Origin of the sequence: Bifidobacterium primatium (assembly GCF_002802875.1) — a bacterium.
Lineage (GTDB): Bacteria > Actinomycetota > Actinomycetes > Actinomycetales > Bifidobacteriaceae > Galliscardovia > Galliscardovia primatium.
Map to the genome: position 1 here is coordinate 119322 of NZ_PEBI01000005.1, position 16325 is coordinate 135646.

10 protein-coding genes are annotated in these 16325 nt (G+C 63.7%); 3 read left to right on the top strand and 7 right to left on the bottom strand.

Annotation, left to right across the window (positions count from 1 at the left end; genetic code table 11):
• Positions 1 to 143: 143 nt before the first annotated feature.
• From CS006_RS11000 to CS006_RS10800, 6 genes are all read right to left on the bottom strand, one after another.
• Positions 144 to 4682, bottom strand: coding sequence for an ExeM/NucH family extracellular endonuclease (locus tag CS006_RS11000; RefSeq protein WP_243387044.1), 4539 nt, complete (start codon positions 4680 to 4682; stop codon positions 144 to 146).
• 133 nt (positions 4683 to 4815) lie between these two features.
• Positions 4816 to 5349: a hypothetical protein gene (locus CS006_RS09965; protein ID WP_100511682.1), complete on the bottom strand. Its 534-nt coding sequence runs from the start codon at positions 5347 to 5349 to the stop codon at positions 4816 to 4818.
• 138 nt (positions 5350 to 5487) lie between these two features.
• The gene (locus tag CS006_RS09970; RefSeq protein ID WP_100511683.1) at positions 5488 to 7107 is read right to left on the bottom strand and encodes a SpaA isopeptide-forming pilin-related protein; all 1620 of its coding nucleotides are present in this window, start codon (positions 7105 to 7107) and stop codon (positions 5488 to 5490) included.
• 183 nt (positions 7108 to 7290) lie between these two features.
• The gene (locus tag CS006_RS09975) at positions 7291 to 11322 is read right to left on the bottom strand and encodes a SpaA isopeptide-forming pilin-related protein (protein WP_100511684.1); all 4032 of its coding nucleotides are present in this window, start codon (positions 11320 to 11322) and stop codon (positions 7291 to 7293) included.
• A 630-nt stretch (positions 11323 to 11952) separates the two neighbouring features.
• Positions 11953 to 13218 carry a threonine ammonia-lyase gene (ilvA, locus tag CS006_RS09980; protein ID WP_100511746.1) on the bottom strand — a complete coding sequence of 422 codons (1266 nt, stop codon included), beginning with the start codon at positions 13216 to 13218 and terminating at the stop codon, positions 11953 to 11955.
• A 324-nt stretch (positions 13219 to 13542) separates the two neighbouring features.
• A complete protein-coding gene (locus CS006_RS10800) occupies positions 13543 to 13701 on the bottom strand; it encodes a hypothetical protein (RefSeq protein ID WP_165777346.1) in 159 nt (52 codons plus the stop codon).
• On the opposite strand from CS006_RS10800, the gene CS006_RS10805 reads away from it, so the two are divergent.
• Positions 13700 to 13849 carry a hypothetical protein gene (locus tag CS006_RS10805; protein WP_165777347.1) on the top strand — a complete coding sequence of 50 codons (150 nt, stop codon included), beginning with the start codon at positions 13700 to 13702 and terminating at the stop codon, positions 13847 to 13849. The two genes, CS006_RS10800 and CS006_RS10805, sit on opposite strands and share 2 nt — an antisense overlap.
• 181 nt (positions 13850 to 14030) lie before the next feature.
• Here the strand turns inward: CS006_RS10805 and CS006_RS09985 are convergent, their stop codons facing one another.
• On the bottom strand, positions 14031 to 14465 hold the full coding sequence (locus tag CS006_RS09985; protein ID WP_279324835.1) for a nucleoside deaminase: 435 nt from the start codon (positions 14463 to 14465) through the stop codon (positions 14031 to 14033).
• 299 nt (positions 14466 to 14764) lie between these two features.
• Here CS006_RS09985 and upp point away from each other — a divergent pair, with 299 nt between their 5' ends.
• Together upp and rlmH are read left to right on the top strand one after the other, a co-directional pair.
• Entirely contained in the window at positions 14765 to 15403 is a 639-nt protein-coding gene (gene upp / locus CS006_RS09990; RefSeq protein ID WP_100511686.1) for a uracil phosphoribosyltransferase, read from the top strand.
• 253 nt (positions 15404 to 15656) lie between these two features.
• Positions 15657 to 16136 (top strand): 23S rRNA (pseudouridine(1915)-N(3))-methyltransferase RlmH, encoded by a 480-nt coding sequence (gene rlmH / locus CS006_RS09995; protein ID WP_100511687.1) that lies wholly within the window; start codon positions 15657 to 15659, stop codon positions 16134 to 16136.
• The last annotated feature ends 189 nt before the right edge of the window (positions 16137 to 16325 follow it).

A 16325-nucleotide genomic window follows, 5' to 3' on the forward strand; every position in this document is an offset into this window, starting at 1 on the left:
CGATACGGCGGGAAGGCAACGGACGGGGCAACACCATATGAACAACAGAAGCCGACTACGTAGTCGCAGTCGGCTTCCATCACGTATGCCGCCGCTTGTCGGCGACGGCATACGTTGTTGCGTTCAGTGCAACACGTCGCACATCAGTGACGGCGACGATGGGCCATACGCATGGACGCGAATCCGATGCCGAGGATGACAACCACGGCGAGCACGATGCCGCCGATCGCCGCACCGGTCTTCGACAGCGCGCCGCTCGATGCGACCGGGCCGTTGACACCGGACCGTCCGTTGGCACCGGCATTCACATTCGTGCCGGCGTTGGAACCGGCGTTGCCATTGCCATTGCCGGAAACACCGCCCTGGCCTGGCTTGTTCGGCTTGTTCGGCTGCTGTCCGCCGGGCTGTTCGCCGCCGTTGCCTCCGGGCTGCTGCGAGGCCGTGGCCTCGATGTAGCCCATGCGCAGAGAGTGACCGTCGGTCACGGAGTCGTCGGCCCAGAACACCGGCTTGTAGGTCTTGCCGTCCTTGCCGCCGGCGACCTTGGCGGCTTCGGCATCGGGCGTGATGGCGAAGCCTTCGGTGTTGCCTGCGGCCACAGCGGCCGGCTCCTCGTTCAGCTTGGTGAGCTGGAGCGTGCCGTCCTTGCCGAACTCGTAGGTGGCGAGCATGGCCTTGGTGGGCTTCTCGTCGGCGCCGATGGTGTTGTCGCCCTGAGCGAGCAGCTGCTCGTGCTCGGCGTCCCAGGTCAGGTCGCGCGGTCCGGAGTAGCCGGCGTTGGCGGCGGCCTCGGGCAGCGGGATCTGTGCGACCGGGAAGGCGTTGTCGTGGCCGTCCTTGGTGGCCTGGAGGGCGAACGCGTAGATGGCGTTGGTCTTCTCCAGTGCCACGAGGAACAGCCCGCCGTAGCTGTTGCCGAAGCCGTTCGGATCGTAGTCGTGCACGTTCTTCGGATCCACGTTCACCTTGAACTTCCTGGCGGTGAGCACGGAGTCCGGGATGAACGCCACGCCTTCGACGCCGAGGTTGGCGTCGTCGCCGTCGGCGAGCTGCACGCCGAACTGGCTCAGGCCGCCGACGAGATTCCACTCGTGCGTGGCGGTGAGGTCCTGCGCGCCGTCGCCGTTGGCGTCGGTGGTCTTGGCGGTCACGTCGTAGCTGAGGATGGACGGGCGCGGCTTGTTCTTGTCGGTGTTGTCGCGTTCCGCACCGATGAACACGCCCTTGTTCGGGTCGCCGCCGATAAGCGTGATGCCTTCGGAATCGACTCCGCCCTTGCCGTCCTTGAAGTGCAGCTGCTTGCCGCCCTTGGCGATGCCGTCCTTCGTGAAGCCCCAGCCGTCGTTCGTATCCTGCTTCCAGGATCCGGACTTGGCGTCGTAGACGAACTTGTTGATGGAGCCGGCGCCCTTCGGTCCGGTGATGCCGAGCGTGGGGTTGAGGTCGTTGTCGGCGGCCCACAGCGTGCCGGGCTTGCCGTTGGCGCCGGGCTGGTAGGCCAGTCCGGAGAGGTTGCCGTCGGTGTGCTCGCCGGTGGCCTTGCCGGCACCGAATTCGTCGACGCCGTCGATGGCCTTCACCGTGTCGAGGCCGGGCCAGGCGTCCACGACCATCTTGTCGCCGGACGGCTGGTCGGTGCCTCCGCCCTGGCCCTGCTTGACCATGGCGTCGGCGTCGGTGTTGGCCACGTAGATGGCCTTGCCGTCATCGCCCTTCCAGGTGAATTGGAGGATCTGCTTGCCGGACTTGTCGAACACACGTACCTGGTCGGACTTGCCGAGGCCGATGCCGGCGAGCTTGTCGAGGTTGAACTCGACTTCGCCGCCCGCCTTGAGCACGGTGCCGTCCGGCACGGTGTAGATGTGGTCGGCGGAGTCCTTGTCGTCACGGATTGTCCAGCCGGAGAGGTCGACGTCCTTGGTGTTCTTGGAGCCGAGCGTGACGGTGTCGGTGCCGACGTCGATCTTCTTGAGGTAGACGGCGGTGCCTTCATCCTTGATGGTGTCCTTGAACTCCGGCGGAACGGGGGTCTCGCCAGTGGTCTTGAGGCCGACGACGACCGGATCGTGGTCGGAGGCGCGGAACTGGTCGGCGACATACAGGTTCTTCGCGTTGTAGTTGTAGCGCGAGTATTCCAGGGCCACGGATTCCACGGAGTTGATGTTCCAGATGTCGGCGCCGGTGACGTCCTTGAGCGCGGCCGCGTTGGCGAAGATGTGGTCGAGCGAGCCGACGCCGCCGTTCGTGTTGCCCTTGTCGTCGGTGACGGTGTAGGCGTACGTGTACTTGCCGGTCTTCTCGCTCACCTGTTCGCTCAGGTCGGTGTATCCGGCATCCACGATCTTCTGGATGGGCTTCTCGGCGTAGTAGGCGTTGAAGTCACCCACGAGGAACACCTTCTCAAGACCGAGCTCGGACTTGACCGAATCGGTGAACTTGAGCAGCGCGTCGGCCTGGGCCTGACGCGTGTAGTCGGCGTTGCCGGAACCGTCGCCGGGGTCCTGGTTCTGCTCGTTGCTGGCCGAGCCCTTCGACTTGAAGTGGTTGGCCACGACGAGGAACGCGTTCGAGTCCGCAGCGCCCGCGGCCTTGAACGCCTGCGCGTCGGGCTGGCGGCCGTGTTCGTAGCCGTTCTTGCCGTTGAAGGCGTCGGAGTCGGTGAGGATGTGCGTCTCGCCCACGGTCGCGACCTTGGCGGGCTTGTAGATGAACGCAGTGCGGATCACGTCCTCGGCGTCGAGGGCGGGCAGCGTCTTCGGGCTGGGCACGTAGGCCCACGTGCCGGCGCCGGCCTCGGCGTTCAGCGCGTCGACCAGCGTGGAGAGCGCGTAGTCGCGGCGGTTGCCCTTGAAGTCGTTCGGCACCACGCTGGCGGCCTTGGCGGAGTTCTCGATCTCCTCAAGCGAGACGACGTCCGCGCCGAGCTTGTTGATGGCCTTGACGATCTTCGCGCGCTGACGTTCCATGTTCGCCTTGTCCCAGGCGCCGCGCACGTCGCAGTTCTTCGCGGTCACGGGGTTGCCGGCGCGGTCCACGTAGGCGTTCTTCGTGGCGCAGCCGGTCTCGTCGGCCGTGGTGGAGAAGTAGTTGAGCACGTTGAACGTGCCGAGCTTCACGTCGCCGCCGACGGTCTTGAGGTCCGGGGTGTCGGTGCGGGTGTTGGAGAACGTCACCGGCTGCACGTCCTTCGCGTTGTCGCCGGTCAGGCGGGTCGTCGGCTGGAACCTCCACGAGTTGTTGCGGTAGTCGAACACGACCGGCTTGGTGAACGTCACCTTCTCACCCACACGCACCGGCTGGTCGTTGCTCAGGTACGGCAGCGGCGTATTGGCGTTGTCCGGGTACTTCGTGTCGAGGAAGTTGCGGCTGGAGCCGTCGTCGAGAGTGACGCTCTCGGATTCCAGACGGTCGACCTCGGCCTGGTATGCGGCGCCGGTCTTGGCGTCGCCCTTGAGTCCCTTGACGGTCGGGTTGAGGAACGGCGTCTTGGCGGCGGCCAGTCCGACCTCGCCGTACTTGTTCGTGTTGTACACGTCGGAGACCGTGTAGTCGCCCTGCGGGGCCACGAGCATGCTTTCGAGGCTTTCGCGCTGGGCATCGGCCTTCGGGTACGCGACCTTCGCCGGCGTGGGGTCGGCGACCTTGTCGTTCAGCTTGGTGGCGGTGGTGGCGTTGAGTTCGGTCAGGCCGTAGTATTCGCTGACCTTGCCGGAGACCTCCACGTAGTCGCCGGTCTTGAGGTTTCCGACGTTCTTCGTGTCGTAGACGAACAGGCCGTCGGACGCCTTGTGCGTGGCGAGGTTCACGTCGCCGCCGGTCGCCGGCGTCTGGATGGTGTAGCCGTTGAAGCCGCCGTCCGGGTAGGTGGCGGTGACCACGCCCTTGGTGGTCACGGTCTTGTCGACGTACGGGCTGGTGTCGCCGTCGCCCTGGATTTCGGCGATGGTCTTCTCATCGGCCGGCTGGGTGCCCGGGTCGGGATTCGGCTGCGAACCGCCATCGGTGACGTTGGCCTTGCCGGGCGTGATCGTGGCGCTGAGCGTGAAGTCCTTGCTGTTGTCGTTCGTGTCGGCGCCGTTCGTGCGGTCAAGCGACTTGACGTCGGTGTTGGACGTCGGCGCCGTGGCTGCGACCTTCTCGAACGTGTTCGTCGCGCCATATCCGAGCGCGTCGACGATCTGCGTGTTCGCCGTGGTGTCGCCGGTCGCGGGGCTGAGCTTGTCGGTCGTGGCGGCGAGGAACAGCGTGCCCTTGGTGCCGCTGGCGTTCAGGCCGGTAGCGTCGACGTCGGCCGCCGGCAGATCGGCGCCGTTGTCGCCGTTCGATCCGGCCTTGACGAGGTAGTATCCCTTGGATTTGATGGTGCCGGTGAGGTCGGCGCTGGAGTTCGCCGCGCCGGTGCCCGCAGACGAACGGTACTGCAGCGACGAACCGGCCAGGTTGATGTCCTTGTCGGTCGTGTTGTACAGTTCGACGAACTTGTTCTTGTATGCGGCTCCCTTGCTGCCGCCCGAAAGATACGCCTCGTTGATGACGACGCCGGCGTACGGCGACGCCGCGCCGGCGGACGGCTGCGAGCCGCCCTCATCGGCGGCCGCCGTCTGCACGGGGATGACCGCCACGGCGAGCAGCATCGACGCCGCCAGCAGTCCTCCCTGAATACGTTTGATGAATCGATCCATGTTCTTCCCCTATTGATTCCGTAGGCGGATATCCGCCATACGAATCCACGCTATCGTTGCAACGGCAACGGAACGCGGAGGGAAGATGAATCACGCAACGCCTTTGGATGAACAGCGAAAGTCGGTTACGTAGTCAGACGACAGGATTGGAAACATCGGTGCCGACGGCGGCACCGGTGTCGCGACGGGCATCGGCGTGACCATGGCCACGGGCTTCGAGGGCGTTGAGTCGCTGCTCCACCGAATGCAGGCTCCTTCGGATCTTTTCGAGCAGGAGCACCTGCTGCCGCATCAGCATTTCGATTTCGGCGAGGTGACGACCATCATCGGTGGTTTCGGCCGAGATGTCGGCCTCCGTCTGCGGGATGGCGGCGAAGTCGGACGGTTTGGCGACGGGTTCCGCGTTCGCGCTGATGTCGACGCCGAGCTCCGCCGCGCGGTCGTGCCAGCGGGCGATGCAGCGTTCGATGCGCTTGCGTCCGATGATCGAGGGGCCGAGGCCCGCTTCGCGGAAGATGCGCGTGGGAGAGTCGCCGGCGGCGTACCGCTGCACTACGTAACGCTTGAACGTCTCGCTGTAGTAGATTCTGTCGCTCATCACCGATTCGACCGCAGGCAGCGATTCCAGATAGGATTTCATCTCCGAATCGATTTCCTTGTTGGCCATGGCGGCGCTCCTTTGCATGAAATTGGTGAGATTGCACGAAGGCGATGTACAGATGCCAGTGGCCAGGAATCCATTGGACTCCCGGCCACTGATGATTCATGATTCGCGGCCGATCAGGCCGGCTGCGGAATCATGCGATCAGGCGTTCAGCATGCGGCTGGCCTTGCGGGACTTGGCGAACACGGTGGCCGCGGCGCCGGCGAGCAGCACGCCGAGGGCTGCGAACAGGGCGATGCCGGCGGCACCGGTCTTCGGCAGCTCGGTGATGTTGCGCACGTTCTTCACGGCGTAGGTGTCATCGTCGGTCTTGCCGCTCAGGCTCGGGGCAAGACCCCAGGCGTCGGCGCCCTCGAAGTCCGTGGCCTCTCCGCCGGAGATGGTCACGTAGAACTTGGCCATGAAGTTGGCAAAGCCGCTCGGGGCCTGGGTCTCGGTGACGAGGTAACGGCCGTCGGCGAGGCCCTTGAACTCCACCTTGCCGTTCGCGTCGGCTTCGGCGGCGGCGTTGGTCGGGGTGACGGGCACGACGTCGTCGGTATCGTCATCGTCGGCGGCCTCGATCGTGAACTTGGCACCGTCGAGAGCGTTGCCCTGGGCGTCGGTCTTGACGAAGTCGAACTTGCCGAGGGTGAGGTTGGTGTGGTCCTTGACCTCGGTGCCGTTGTTGTTCACCGAGACGTCGTTGGTGACGGGGTCGGTGTCGGCGGTCACCTTGGCGGTGTAGGTCACGACGACGGTCTTGCCGTAGTAGGGCTTGGTGTTGTATTCGGCGTTGGCGAGCAGCTTGGCGAAGTCGATGGTGAAGGACTTGGCGCCATCGGCGGTGAACTTGGCGGCATCGGTCGTGTCGTCGTAGGTCAGTTCGTAGTCGGTGCCTTCGGTGACCTCGGTGCCGTCGACGGTGACCTTGACGTCCTTGTTCACGTCCTGGCCGACGCCGGGCGTATCGACGATCTTGAAGGTGTAGTTGGCGAAGCCGGTGGTGATAGGCAGCTGGGTGGTGACGGTGTACTTCACGTCCTGGCCGGTTGAGACGGTGTTGTCCTTGTCATCGGTGGTCTTGGCCACGGTGGTGATGTGGTTCTTGAGGTTCACCTCGGCGGCGGTCGTCGGGTCGGTGATGACCTTGTCGGTCTTGTCGAGCGTGCCGGAGGAGACGACCATGGCGGCGGACTGCGCGGTCAGAACCTTGGCATCGTTGTCCGTCGAGGAGGCGGCGGTGTCGAGGAACAGGTACACGCCGGCGGGCAGGCTGACGGTCTTGGCGTTGTCGGCGGCATCGGTCAGCGTGGCGACGGTCAGGTCAGTGGCGACCAGGGCATTCTTCAGCGCGTCGGCGAACTTGCGGGTCGTGCCTTCGTTCCACGGCTTGGCGGCGGACTGGTCGAGGCCGCCGGTTTCGAGGCCCATGGCGTAGGCCATCGGATCGACGCCGGTCGGAACGGTGATGCCGGCGGTCTTCAGCGCGGCCTCGATGGCGGCGTCGTGGCCGTTCACCGTCTGCACGCCGTAGGCGGAGGCGGTGGCATCGGCGGTGTTGGAGTCGTACTGCACGTAGTCGGCGAGCTTGTAGTAGCTCAGCGAGCGGTTGCTCCACTGGGCGGCGTTCTCCACCGTGAACTTGAACGTGGCGTTGCTGGTCACCACGCCGGTGTTGGCGTCGGCGTCGACCGCGTTCGCGGTGGCGCCGCCGAGGGCAAGACCGCCGAGCAGCGTGGCTGCAGCGGCGATTCCTGCGAAGAGCTTCCTCATCTTCATGAGTTCTCCCTTTCTGTCTTCCTGTTTGGTTGTTGCTGTTCTGCAATCGCGGAGGGCTCCGGCCCGTTCAGGAGCCTTCCCCGATCCGCAAATCCTGTTTGGTTATGACGAGCGGCTGTGACCGCTCACGCACCCACCCTTTTATTCTAGGAGCCTTAACCCCCCGAAGAGTGTTCAACCCCCTTAGAGGCTGATGGTCTGGTGGCGTCGCCTCCACTCGCGGTAGATACCGCCGGACAGCAGGCCCATCATTGCGAGCGCCGCGCCGAGCAGCAGCCAGTTCATGGCGGTGGTGCCACCGGTGAATGGCAGCGCCGCGGTCTCGGCGTTCGTGTTCACGAACATCGGCGGCACATCGTCGCCGGCCAGTGCGGTGTCGTCGGCGGCCGTGTATGCCACGGCGGCCTTCAGCGAGCCGTCGTCCTGCAGCGTCACGGTCACCTTGGCCTTGTACTGGCTGGAGTCGTAGAAGAGCTTGTTCGTGGCGTTGTAGTGCCGGCCGTTCACGCAGTCGCTGGCGGCGTCGCCGGTCAGCTCGCACAGCGTATAGGTGAACGTCCTGGACTCGGCACCCTCGAGGTCGGTGGTCGTGTACGTGATGTCGCCGAAGTCGGAGGTCACGTGCTGGTACGAGTCGGAGCCTTCGAGCCCGTTGCCCGTCGTCTTGTCGACGGTCACGGTGGCGTTCTTCGGCGCGGGCACGTTCGCATCCTGCGAGGCCTTGACGGTGAAGCTGTCGCCATCGGCGGCGCTCTTCCAATCGCGGCCCTTGATGGCCTTGCGGAACTCGAACTTCGCGACCGTCTTGTTCGGCTGGTCGGCGATGCGGGCCATGACGGATCCGGTGACGAGCGCGCTGAGCCGCTTCTCGCCCAGATCGACGCGGCCGACGCCGGGCGCGCCTTCCGCGGCATCCTGCGTGGTGGTCGGCATCAGATAGTCGGTGTCGGTCACGTACACGAGGTTGCCGCCGCTGGTGCGCGGCTCGTACTGGAGCACGGTGGCGGACGAGCTGCCGTACTTCACACGGATCGTGGTGTCGGCATCGGCTTCATCGTTGTCCACGACCTTGCCGTTCACCACCTTCGCGGTCTTCACGCTCTTGCCGGTGGTGCCGCCGAACGGAATCGAGGAGTTCTCGTCCTCCGCGCTGGAATACAGGCCCGCCTTCATCTTCAGCCAGGTGAGTGTGCCGTCCACGGAACCGGAGGCGCCGTAGGTCGCCATGGTCTTCACGAGGTTGCCCACGCCGCGGACCACGGTCACGCCGTCGTCCTTCTGGCCGGCGTCGGCGAACACGCCGTAGTCGTTGATGACGACCTTCACTGGCCTGGTGTTGAGCTGGTAGCCCTTCGGCTGCTTCGTTTCCACGATGTAGTAGGTGGAGTCGTTGCTCAGCATCACGCCGTCGTGGTTCGGGAACGTGCCGTTGCCGTTGAATCTCGGCACCACGAGGCCGGCGCCGTTGGTGCTTGTCGACCTGTGGTCGGCCGTGGTCAGCGTGTCGACCGGCCTGCCGCAGGTCTGCTGCACCTTTTCGGCGGTCGTGGCGTCGCAGTCGGCGTTGCCGGTGGCCTTGTACAGCGCGAATTCGGCGCCGTTGAGCGGGTTGCCCTTCTCGTCGGTCTTCTGCACGGAGACGGCGTTGCGGATGTTCGTCACGTAGAGCTTCACGGCGAAGGTGCGGGTGAACGACGCCTTGCCCTCGTCGGCCAGCAGATGCGTGTTCTCGGCGGTGACGCTCTTGGAATCGCCGGCCGAGGACCAGTAGTAGCCCACGGAATACTTGGCGGCGCCGCCGTCGCCGCTCCAGTAGTAGTAGTCGCGGATGTCGCCCGGCATGTCGCTGAGCAGCACGTCGTAGGATCCGCTGGACGACATGCTGAACTTGTGCGGGCTCTTCCTGAACGCCTGCATCACGGCGGGCATGTCCGCCTCGCCGCCCTGGTTCTCCGAATCGGTGACGTTCCAGCCATCGATCTGGTTGCCGTAGATGCCACGCCACTTACCGTCGTTGTCCTTCTGGAACACCACGGCGAACAGCGTGCCGTTCTTGAGATCGTCTTCGTCAAGCGAATGCCTGGTGCCGTTCTCGGTGTAGTACATGTTCTCCGCGTCGGGAGCGGACACCTGCACCTGGGCCATGGCCAGGGAGCCGGTGTCCCATGCGTTGCCGTCCGCGCTGGATGTGCTCGGATCGCTGACGAGCACGCCGGTGTCGATGCTCGTTCCCGCGCCGGTGGATTTGTTCTTCTCGTATTTGAGATGCATATCGCCCGACTGCCGGTAGCCGTCCGGTACCTTCGTCTCCCGGAGGATGAAGTGGTCGGTGCCGTAGTCCTTGACGACATCGTCCATGAAGATCGGGGCGCCGGTGGCCTGGTCGACGAGGTCCAGATCGCCGTTCTCGTCGGTCTTTCCCGAGGCGACGGCCGCCCTCGTGTCGCGATACGAGGCATCGGTGGTGTACAGGGTGAATTCGGCGCCGGGCACGGCCTTGCCGGCCTGGTCCACCTTGACGATATTGCTCTCCGGAGCGGTGACGAGGTTGAACTTCAGGGCCATGTCGGAATCGAGATGACCACGCTCCATGTAGAAGAACTTCAGCGTGTGGTACGTATCGTCGGCGAAGGTGTCGCCGCGCCAGTTGGCGGCGTTGCCCGTCTTGCCGGCGGCCGCGTACAGGTCCTTGAGCGTCGTGGTCTCGACGGAACCCACCACCTGGTTGTTCTTGTTCACGGTGGCACGGCTGACCGTGCCGTCGTGGAAGTTGATGTTCAGCGAGGAACGGTCGTGGACACCGCCGAGGTCGCCCACGAGCACGTCGTCGATATACACCCACACGTCGTCGTCACCGGAGAATTCGTAGGTGACGTCCTTGTTGGTGCCGTCGACGGTGCGTCCGTCGTTCTTCTGCACGAATCGGCTGCTCATGCTCAGACCCATGTAGTGGTTGAGCGCGGGACCGGCCGACTTGACGCTGTCGTTCATCACCAGGTTGCCGGAGGAGTCCGTCACCGGCTTGCCGTTGGACGTCTTGAACACGTCGGCGGCCGTATTGAACGGGAAGAACTGGCCGGGGGAGGTGTTGGAGCTCGTGTTCACGGCCTTGCCCTTGTACAGGCGGAACGAGTTCGAGGACTTGTCGTAGGAGGCGAAGTTCTGCTGGCTGTCGTACGTGTAGTAGCCGTCCTTGAGCTGGAACAGGCCCTTCACGTTCGTGTACGATCGCTTGCCGTTCTGCGCCGATGTGTTGAACAGGTACGCCAGCGATTCATCCCGCAGAAGGCCCGTGGTGGTCGGTCCGGCCTGAAGCTTCGGGAAGCCGTCATCCAGCGTGTTGTAGACCATGCCGGAAAGGTAGTGGCCGTTCGCCAGAGGGGCCTTGTTCCTGGTGGAGTTGTACTTCTTGTACATGTCCATGTCGCCGCTGTAGTCCGGATTGGTCTTGTTCCATTCGGCGTCCGACCAGCTGGCGGCGTCGCGGTTGAACTGGAGCTGATGGCCCTTGTTGATGCCGGTCTTCCAGTACATGCGCGGGTAGTACTGCGCATCGGCGGCGTTCTCCGAATACCACCAGTAGTCGAACAGGTTCGTGGTGGTGCCGGCCGGGTTGCGCACGTCGTCGGTCTCGATGTAATCGTCGAAGATGCTGTTGTCCACGCCGGTCGTCGGGCGCTTGCAGTTCGGCTTCGAGTTGAATTCCGTGTTGGGATTGAAGTCGTCGCCCGTGTACGCCTTGCAGTCGACCAGTTCGGAGTCGGAATGCTCGGCATCGTCGGCGGCCGTGGCCTCGGCGGCCTTGGACGCTTTGGCCGATGCCGCGGTGCCGGCCGCGTCGGAATTCTCGGCATCGTTCGTCGTCGTGCCGGTTGATTTCGTATCGTCCGACTTCGCGGCGGCCTTGTCGTCCGTCTTGGTGGAATCGCCGGTCTTCGTATCGGACGGCGTCGCGGCTTCCGTAGGAGTCGCGGAGGCATCGGACTTCATGGAATTCGTGGCGTCATCGGTGGTCGACGGCGTCGTGCTCTGCCGGGCGTCCGCCGTCTGCCGGCTCGTCGTCTGCTCGGACACCGTCTGCTGCGATTCGGATGCGGACGTACTCGCCGCGGCCACGCCGGTGACCGCAAGGGAGCCGAGCGTGCAGACAGCCACCGTCGAGGCGACCAGCGAACGCCACGAGCCCTTGGGCTTCAGCGAACGCCAGAAACGCATACCCCCCCCCCGAGAGGATGTACTCTTCGGAAACTTCATACCGACCTCTTCCGTCTTCTCTCTGCAGAAACCTCTGCACACCTATTTGCAAGGGCGACCCCATCGACGCCGGGTATCATCGCGCCGGGTCACCCCTCGCACAAAGACCGAGTATACCCACCCCACCCGATTGTCGGGGGGAAATCCCGTGTTGCGGACATCGCATTATTCCATACGACAGAAGAGCTTTTAATTATATGAAATATCATCACCTACCCCCTATCAGGCAAACTCCCACACCTGACTCCCCTTGACCCATTGCGACGCCGAGCCCGCCCCGACATCGGATAGATGCCGCTTATCCCTGTATTTACAAGGAAATCCATCGCCATTGATGGACTTTCATCAAGCAACAGCCGCAGTGCACACCACCCCGTATCCACCCTTATGCGCCTTATGCCGAATATGTCAGGGCCTTACGCACGACACACCCGCATCGGCCCGCGACGCGCCACACGTCAGCATCGGACCACAATGCGGACATCAGATACAAATAATGCCCGAACCGCAGAACGGTTCGGGCACGAAACGGCGATCAAATCACCGCCTGAATCACCGATATATCAACCGATACATCGATACATATGACGATCAGTACACACGACGCGGCTGGAAGCCGGCCTCACGCAGGGCGGCGAGGATCTCGTCGATATGATCGGGGCCGTTGGTCTCCACGGTCACGCCGAGTGCCACGGCGTTCGTGTAGTGGTTCGACGCCTTGAACTGGTCGTGGTCCAGCGCGATGACGTTCGCACGATGCTCGGCGAGAAGCGTGGCCACCTTCACCAGCTGACCCGGCGTATCGGGCAGGTCGACCTCGAAGTTCATGATGCGGCCGCGGGCGATCATGCCCTTCTGGATCACGGCGCCCATGGTGACGGTGTCGATGTTGCCGCCGGAGACGATCGGCACGACCACATGCGGGCCGGGGGCCGCGGCGAACTTGCGCGAACGCAGGTTCAGGTGCTCGAGCGCGGCGAGCGAGACGGCGCCGGCGCCCTCCACCACGAGCTTGTGCTTCTCCAGCATGAGCAGGATCATCTCGTTGATGTCACGCTCGGTCACGGTGACGAGATCGTCGAGGAACTCGTTGAGCAGCGCGAACGTCAGGTCGCCCGGATGCTTCACGGCCACGCCTTCGGCGGAGGTCATCACCTGGTCGGCCTCGACCACACGGCCGGCGCGGAACGAATTGAGGAACGCGGGGCTGCCTTCGGGGATGGCGCCGATCACGCGCACCTCCGGACGGAACGTCTTGATGGCGAGCGCCACGCCGGCACCGAGGCCGCCGCCGCCGAGCGGCACGACCACGTCGGTCACGTCCGGCACATCGTCGAGGATCTCGAGGCCGATGGTTCCCTGGCCGCACAGCACCTCGTAGTCGTCGAACGGCGGCACGTAGATCATGCCTTCCTGCTCGCTCAGTTCGCGGGCCTTGGCGGCGGCCTCATCGAACACGTCGCCGTAGAGCACCACGTCGGCGCCGTACGCCTTGGTGGCGTCGACCTTGAGCGGCGGGGTGATCTGCGGCATGCAGATGGTGGCCTTGGCGCCGCGCTCACGGGCGGCGTAGGCGACGCCCTGCGCGTGGTTGCCGGCGGACGCGGTCACGATGCCGCAGGCCAGCTCCTCTTCGGAAAGCGATGCGATCTTGTTGTAGGCGCCACGGATCTTGAACGAGCCGGTGACCTGCAGGTTCTCCGGCTTGAGCAGAATCTTATGGCCGGTCATGGCCGACAGCGCGGGGGATTCGATGATGCGGGTATGCCGCGCGGTGCCCTTGAGTCGCTTCGCTGCGAGCTTGAGCTCCTCGGCGTGGTCGCGCTGCAGATTCTTGAGTACGTCTTTCTGATCCATGGGGTTCATCTTAAGGCGCTGCACCAACAACAGGCGCGGTTTCATGCGGTTTTGCCCGCAATTCGGGCATCATCGGGCACGGGCGCAGACGTGCCGGCAGACGTTTCGGATGCATGGCCTCGGCAGGCCGTCGCGTCATGGGCGGCAATCCTCCTGTGACGGTATCCGGTCCGCATGGCCTCTCGACCGGCCGCAACGGCCGCCCCTCACCGCAACGAAGGATGCCGCCCCTTGGCGAACTCGTGCAGCGAACGCCAAAGAACGGCAAGAATCAATATGGTCATCGCAGATCACTTCACCGTAAGGACCGCTTCACCATGGCAATCACTTCACCATGGAACCGGCGGCCACCGAGGATTCCTCGGCGACGTCGTCGGCCGGCATGGTGACGGTGACGTGAATCGTACGTGGCGAAGGAGCCGCGGCCGACACATGTTTCGCAGCCGGCGAAGCCACGGCGTGCATCATGGATTTCGCAGGCATGGATTTCACAGATGCGAATTTTGCAGACGTCACGGTTTTCGCCGACTTCGCAGGCACGGCGGCGAAGAACCTGTCCGCCACGAACCGGAAGATATCGATCCGGCTGACCATCATCTCGTCCATCGCGCTCATCTCCCCTCATATCTGAGTCGCGCAACGTCGGCCAGAGAATCTCCGACTGCGAATCGCAAAATCACGAATCGCGAATTACAGCCCATCGTCGGATTCATGTCCGCCGTTGTGATTCACAACCTACGAGGGAAAACCACAGTTCCCATTGCCCCTCGGTTTCGCCGGTGTTACCAATATCGGCCCGTTCGGCGGCACATTCATCGCTTCCCGGCGAAGAAATCGGTGAGCAGCGCACGGCATTCGGATTCGCGCACATCGCCCACCACCTCGGGCATCGAGCCCACATGCGGGTCGCGCAGCACATCCCACACCGAACCGCACGCCCCCAGCTTCGCGTCCCACGCGCCGAACACCACACGACCCACATGCGCCGTCAGCACCGCGCCGGCACACATCGGGCACGGCTCCAACGTCACCACCAGCGTGCAATCGCTCAGATTCCAACTCCCCCGCGCCAACGCGGCCTCGCGCATCGCCTCCACCTCGGCATGCGCCAGCGGGTCGCCGCCCTCCTCGCGACGATTCCGTCCACGGCCGATGACCGCGCCGGACGCATCCACCACCACGGCACCCACCGGCACGTCGCCGTGTTCGGCCGCCTCGGCCGCCAACGCCAACGCCTCGTCCATCATCCGCCGATCACTGATTCGCCGATATTCGCCACACATGCGCCCAACTCTACCCAACACGGCTCACTCGGCCAGTCTCCCCCAATCGGTTTCCCGATACGGCGGTCCCGATATATCGGTCCCGATACGGCAGTTTCCCGATACGCCAGTTTTGCGGTCTGCAAACATCCCCACCGTCGATTCCAGCCCCAAACCGGCTCCATCACGACGAATATCAGCGGGCAAAACCACAAAACTCGCATCCCGACCGCACAAGGCAGCGTGTACGCACCATCCCACCCACTAAGCTGGGCAGTATGACTATGGAACTGCATGTTGTCTCCCACCCGCTGGTGGATCATAAGCTCACCGTGCTGCGCGACAAGAACACGCCGTCCAGCACCTTCCGCGAACTCGTCACCGAGATCGTCATGCTCGAAGCCTACGAGGCCACGCGCGACATTCTCGTTGAAGACAAGCCCATCGAAACGCCCGTCGCCCCCATGGTCGGCAAGCAGCTCGCCAACCCGCGCCCCATCATCGTTCCGATTCTGCGCGCCGGACTCGGCATGCTCGACGGCATGGCAAAGATGATCCCCACCGCCGAAGTCGGCTTCCTCGGCATGAAGCGCGATGAGGAAACCCTCCAGATCATCACCTACGCCAACCGTCTGCCCGACGACCTCACCGGCCGCCACGTCTTCCTCGTCGACCCCATGCTCGCCACCGGCGGCACCATGATCGACGCCATCCACTACCTCGCCGAGCGCGGCGCCCGCGAAATCACCTGCATCGACGTGCTCGCCGCCCCCGAAGGCCTCAAGCGCCTCGAGCAGGAAGTCGACCCCGCCATCAACTTCAAGGTCGTCGTCGCAGCAGTCGACGATCACCTCAACGACAAGGCGTATATCGTGCCGGGTCTCGGCGACGCCGGCGACCGCCTTTATGGCGTCGTCGATTAATGGAGCGTCTTTCGCGTTGCAGAGGGTTCGACGTACCTTATGTACGCCTTCACCCTCTGCACCTTGAAGACGCACACATTAATCGACGCCGCCCCCAGTAGGTGGCACGCCTTCAGCCGGGTGGGTGGCGGCTGCGCCGTCGCAGCGGATTAATGCGTGCGGCCTCTAGGCGCGGACGGTGAAGGCGTACAAGAGTACGCCGAACCTTCTGCGGCGACGAGGACGCTCTATTAATCCACTACACTTGGGCCCTATGCGAATCGACATCATCGGCGTGGGTAAGATCAAGGAACGTTATCTGCGCGACGGCATCGCGGAATATGCCAAGCGTCTCGGCCGCTACTGCAAATTCAACATCATCGAGGTGGCCGACGAGAAAACACCCGAACACGCCAGCGACGGCGTCGAACGGCTCATCAAATCCAAGGAAGGCGAACGCATCGCCAAGCACCTGCGCGACGACGCCTACGTCATCGCCCTCGCCATCAACGGCAAACAGCTCTCATCCGAACAGTTCGCCGCACACATCAACGACCTCGGCCTGCATGGCACCAGTCATATCCAGTTCGTCATCGGCGGCTCCATCGGCCTCGACGACGCGATTCTCAAACGCGCGAACTATCTGCTCAGCTTCTCGAAGATGACGTTCCCGCATCAGCTTATGCGCATGGTCCTGGCGGAGCAGATCTACCGCGCCTACAAAATCAACGCCGGCGAGCCCTACCACAAGTAACATCGGGCGATATCGCCAACGCAGGAAACGATCTGCCCCGCGGTTCCACATTCCTTCGGCTCACAACGGTCCCGCATTCCCGCTGCTCACGAATCACCAGATACGCGTCCATTTCATGATTCGAATTTTCACGAATGGTGGGATGCATTCATATTTGACGATTCATCGGATGTTTTCGTCTACACGAAT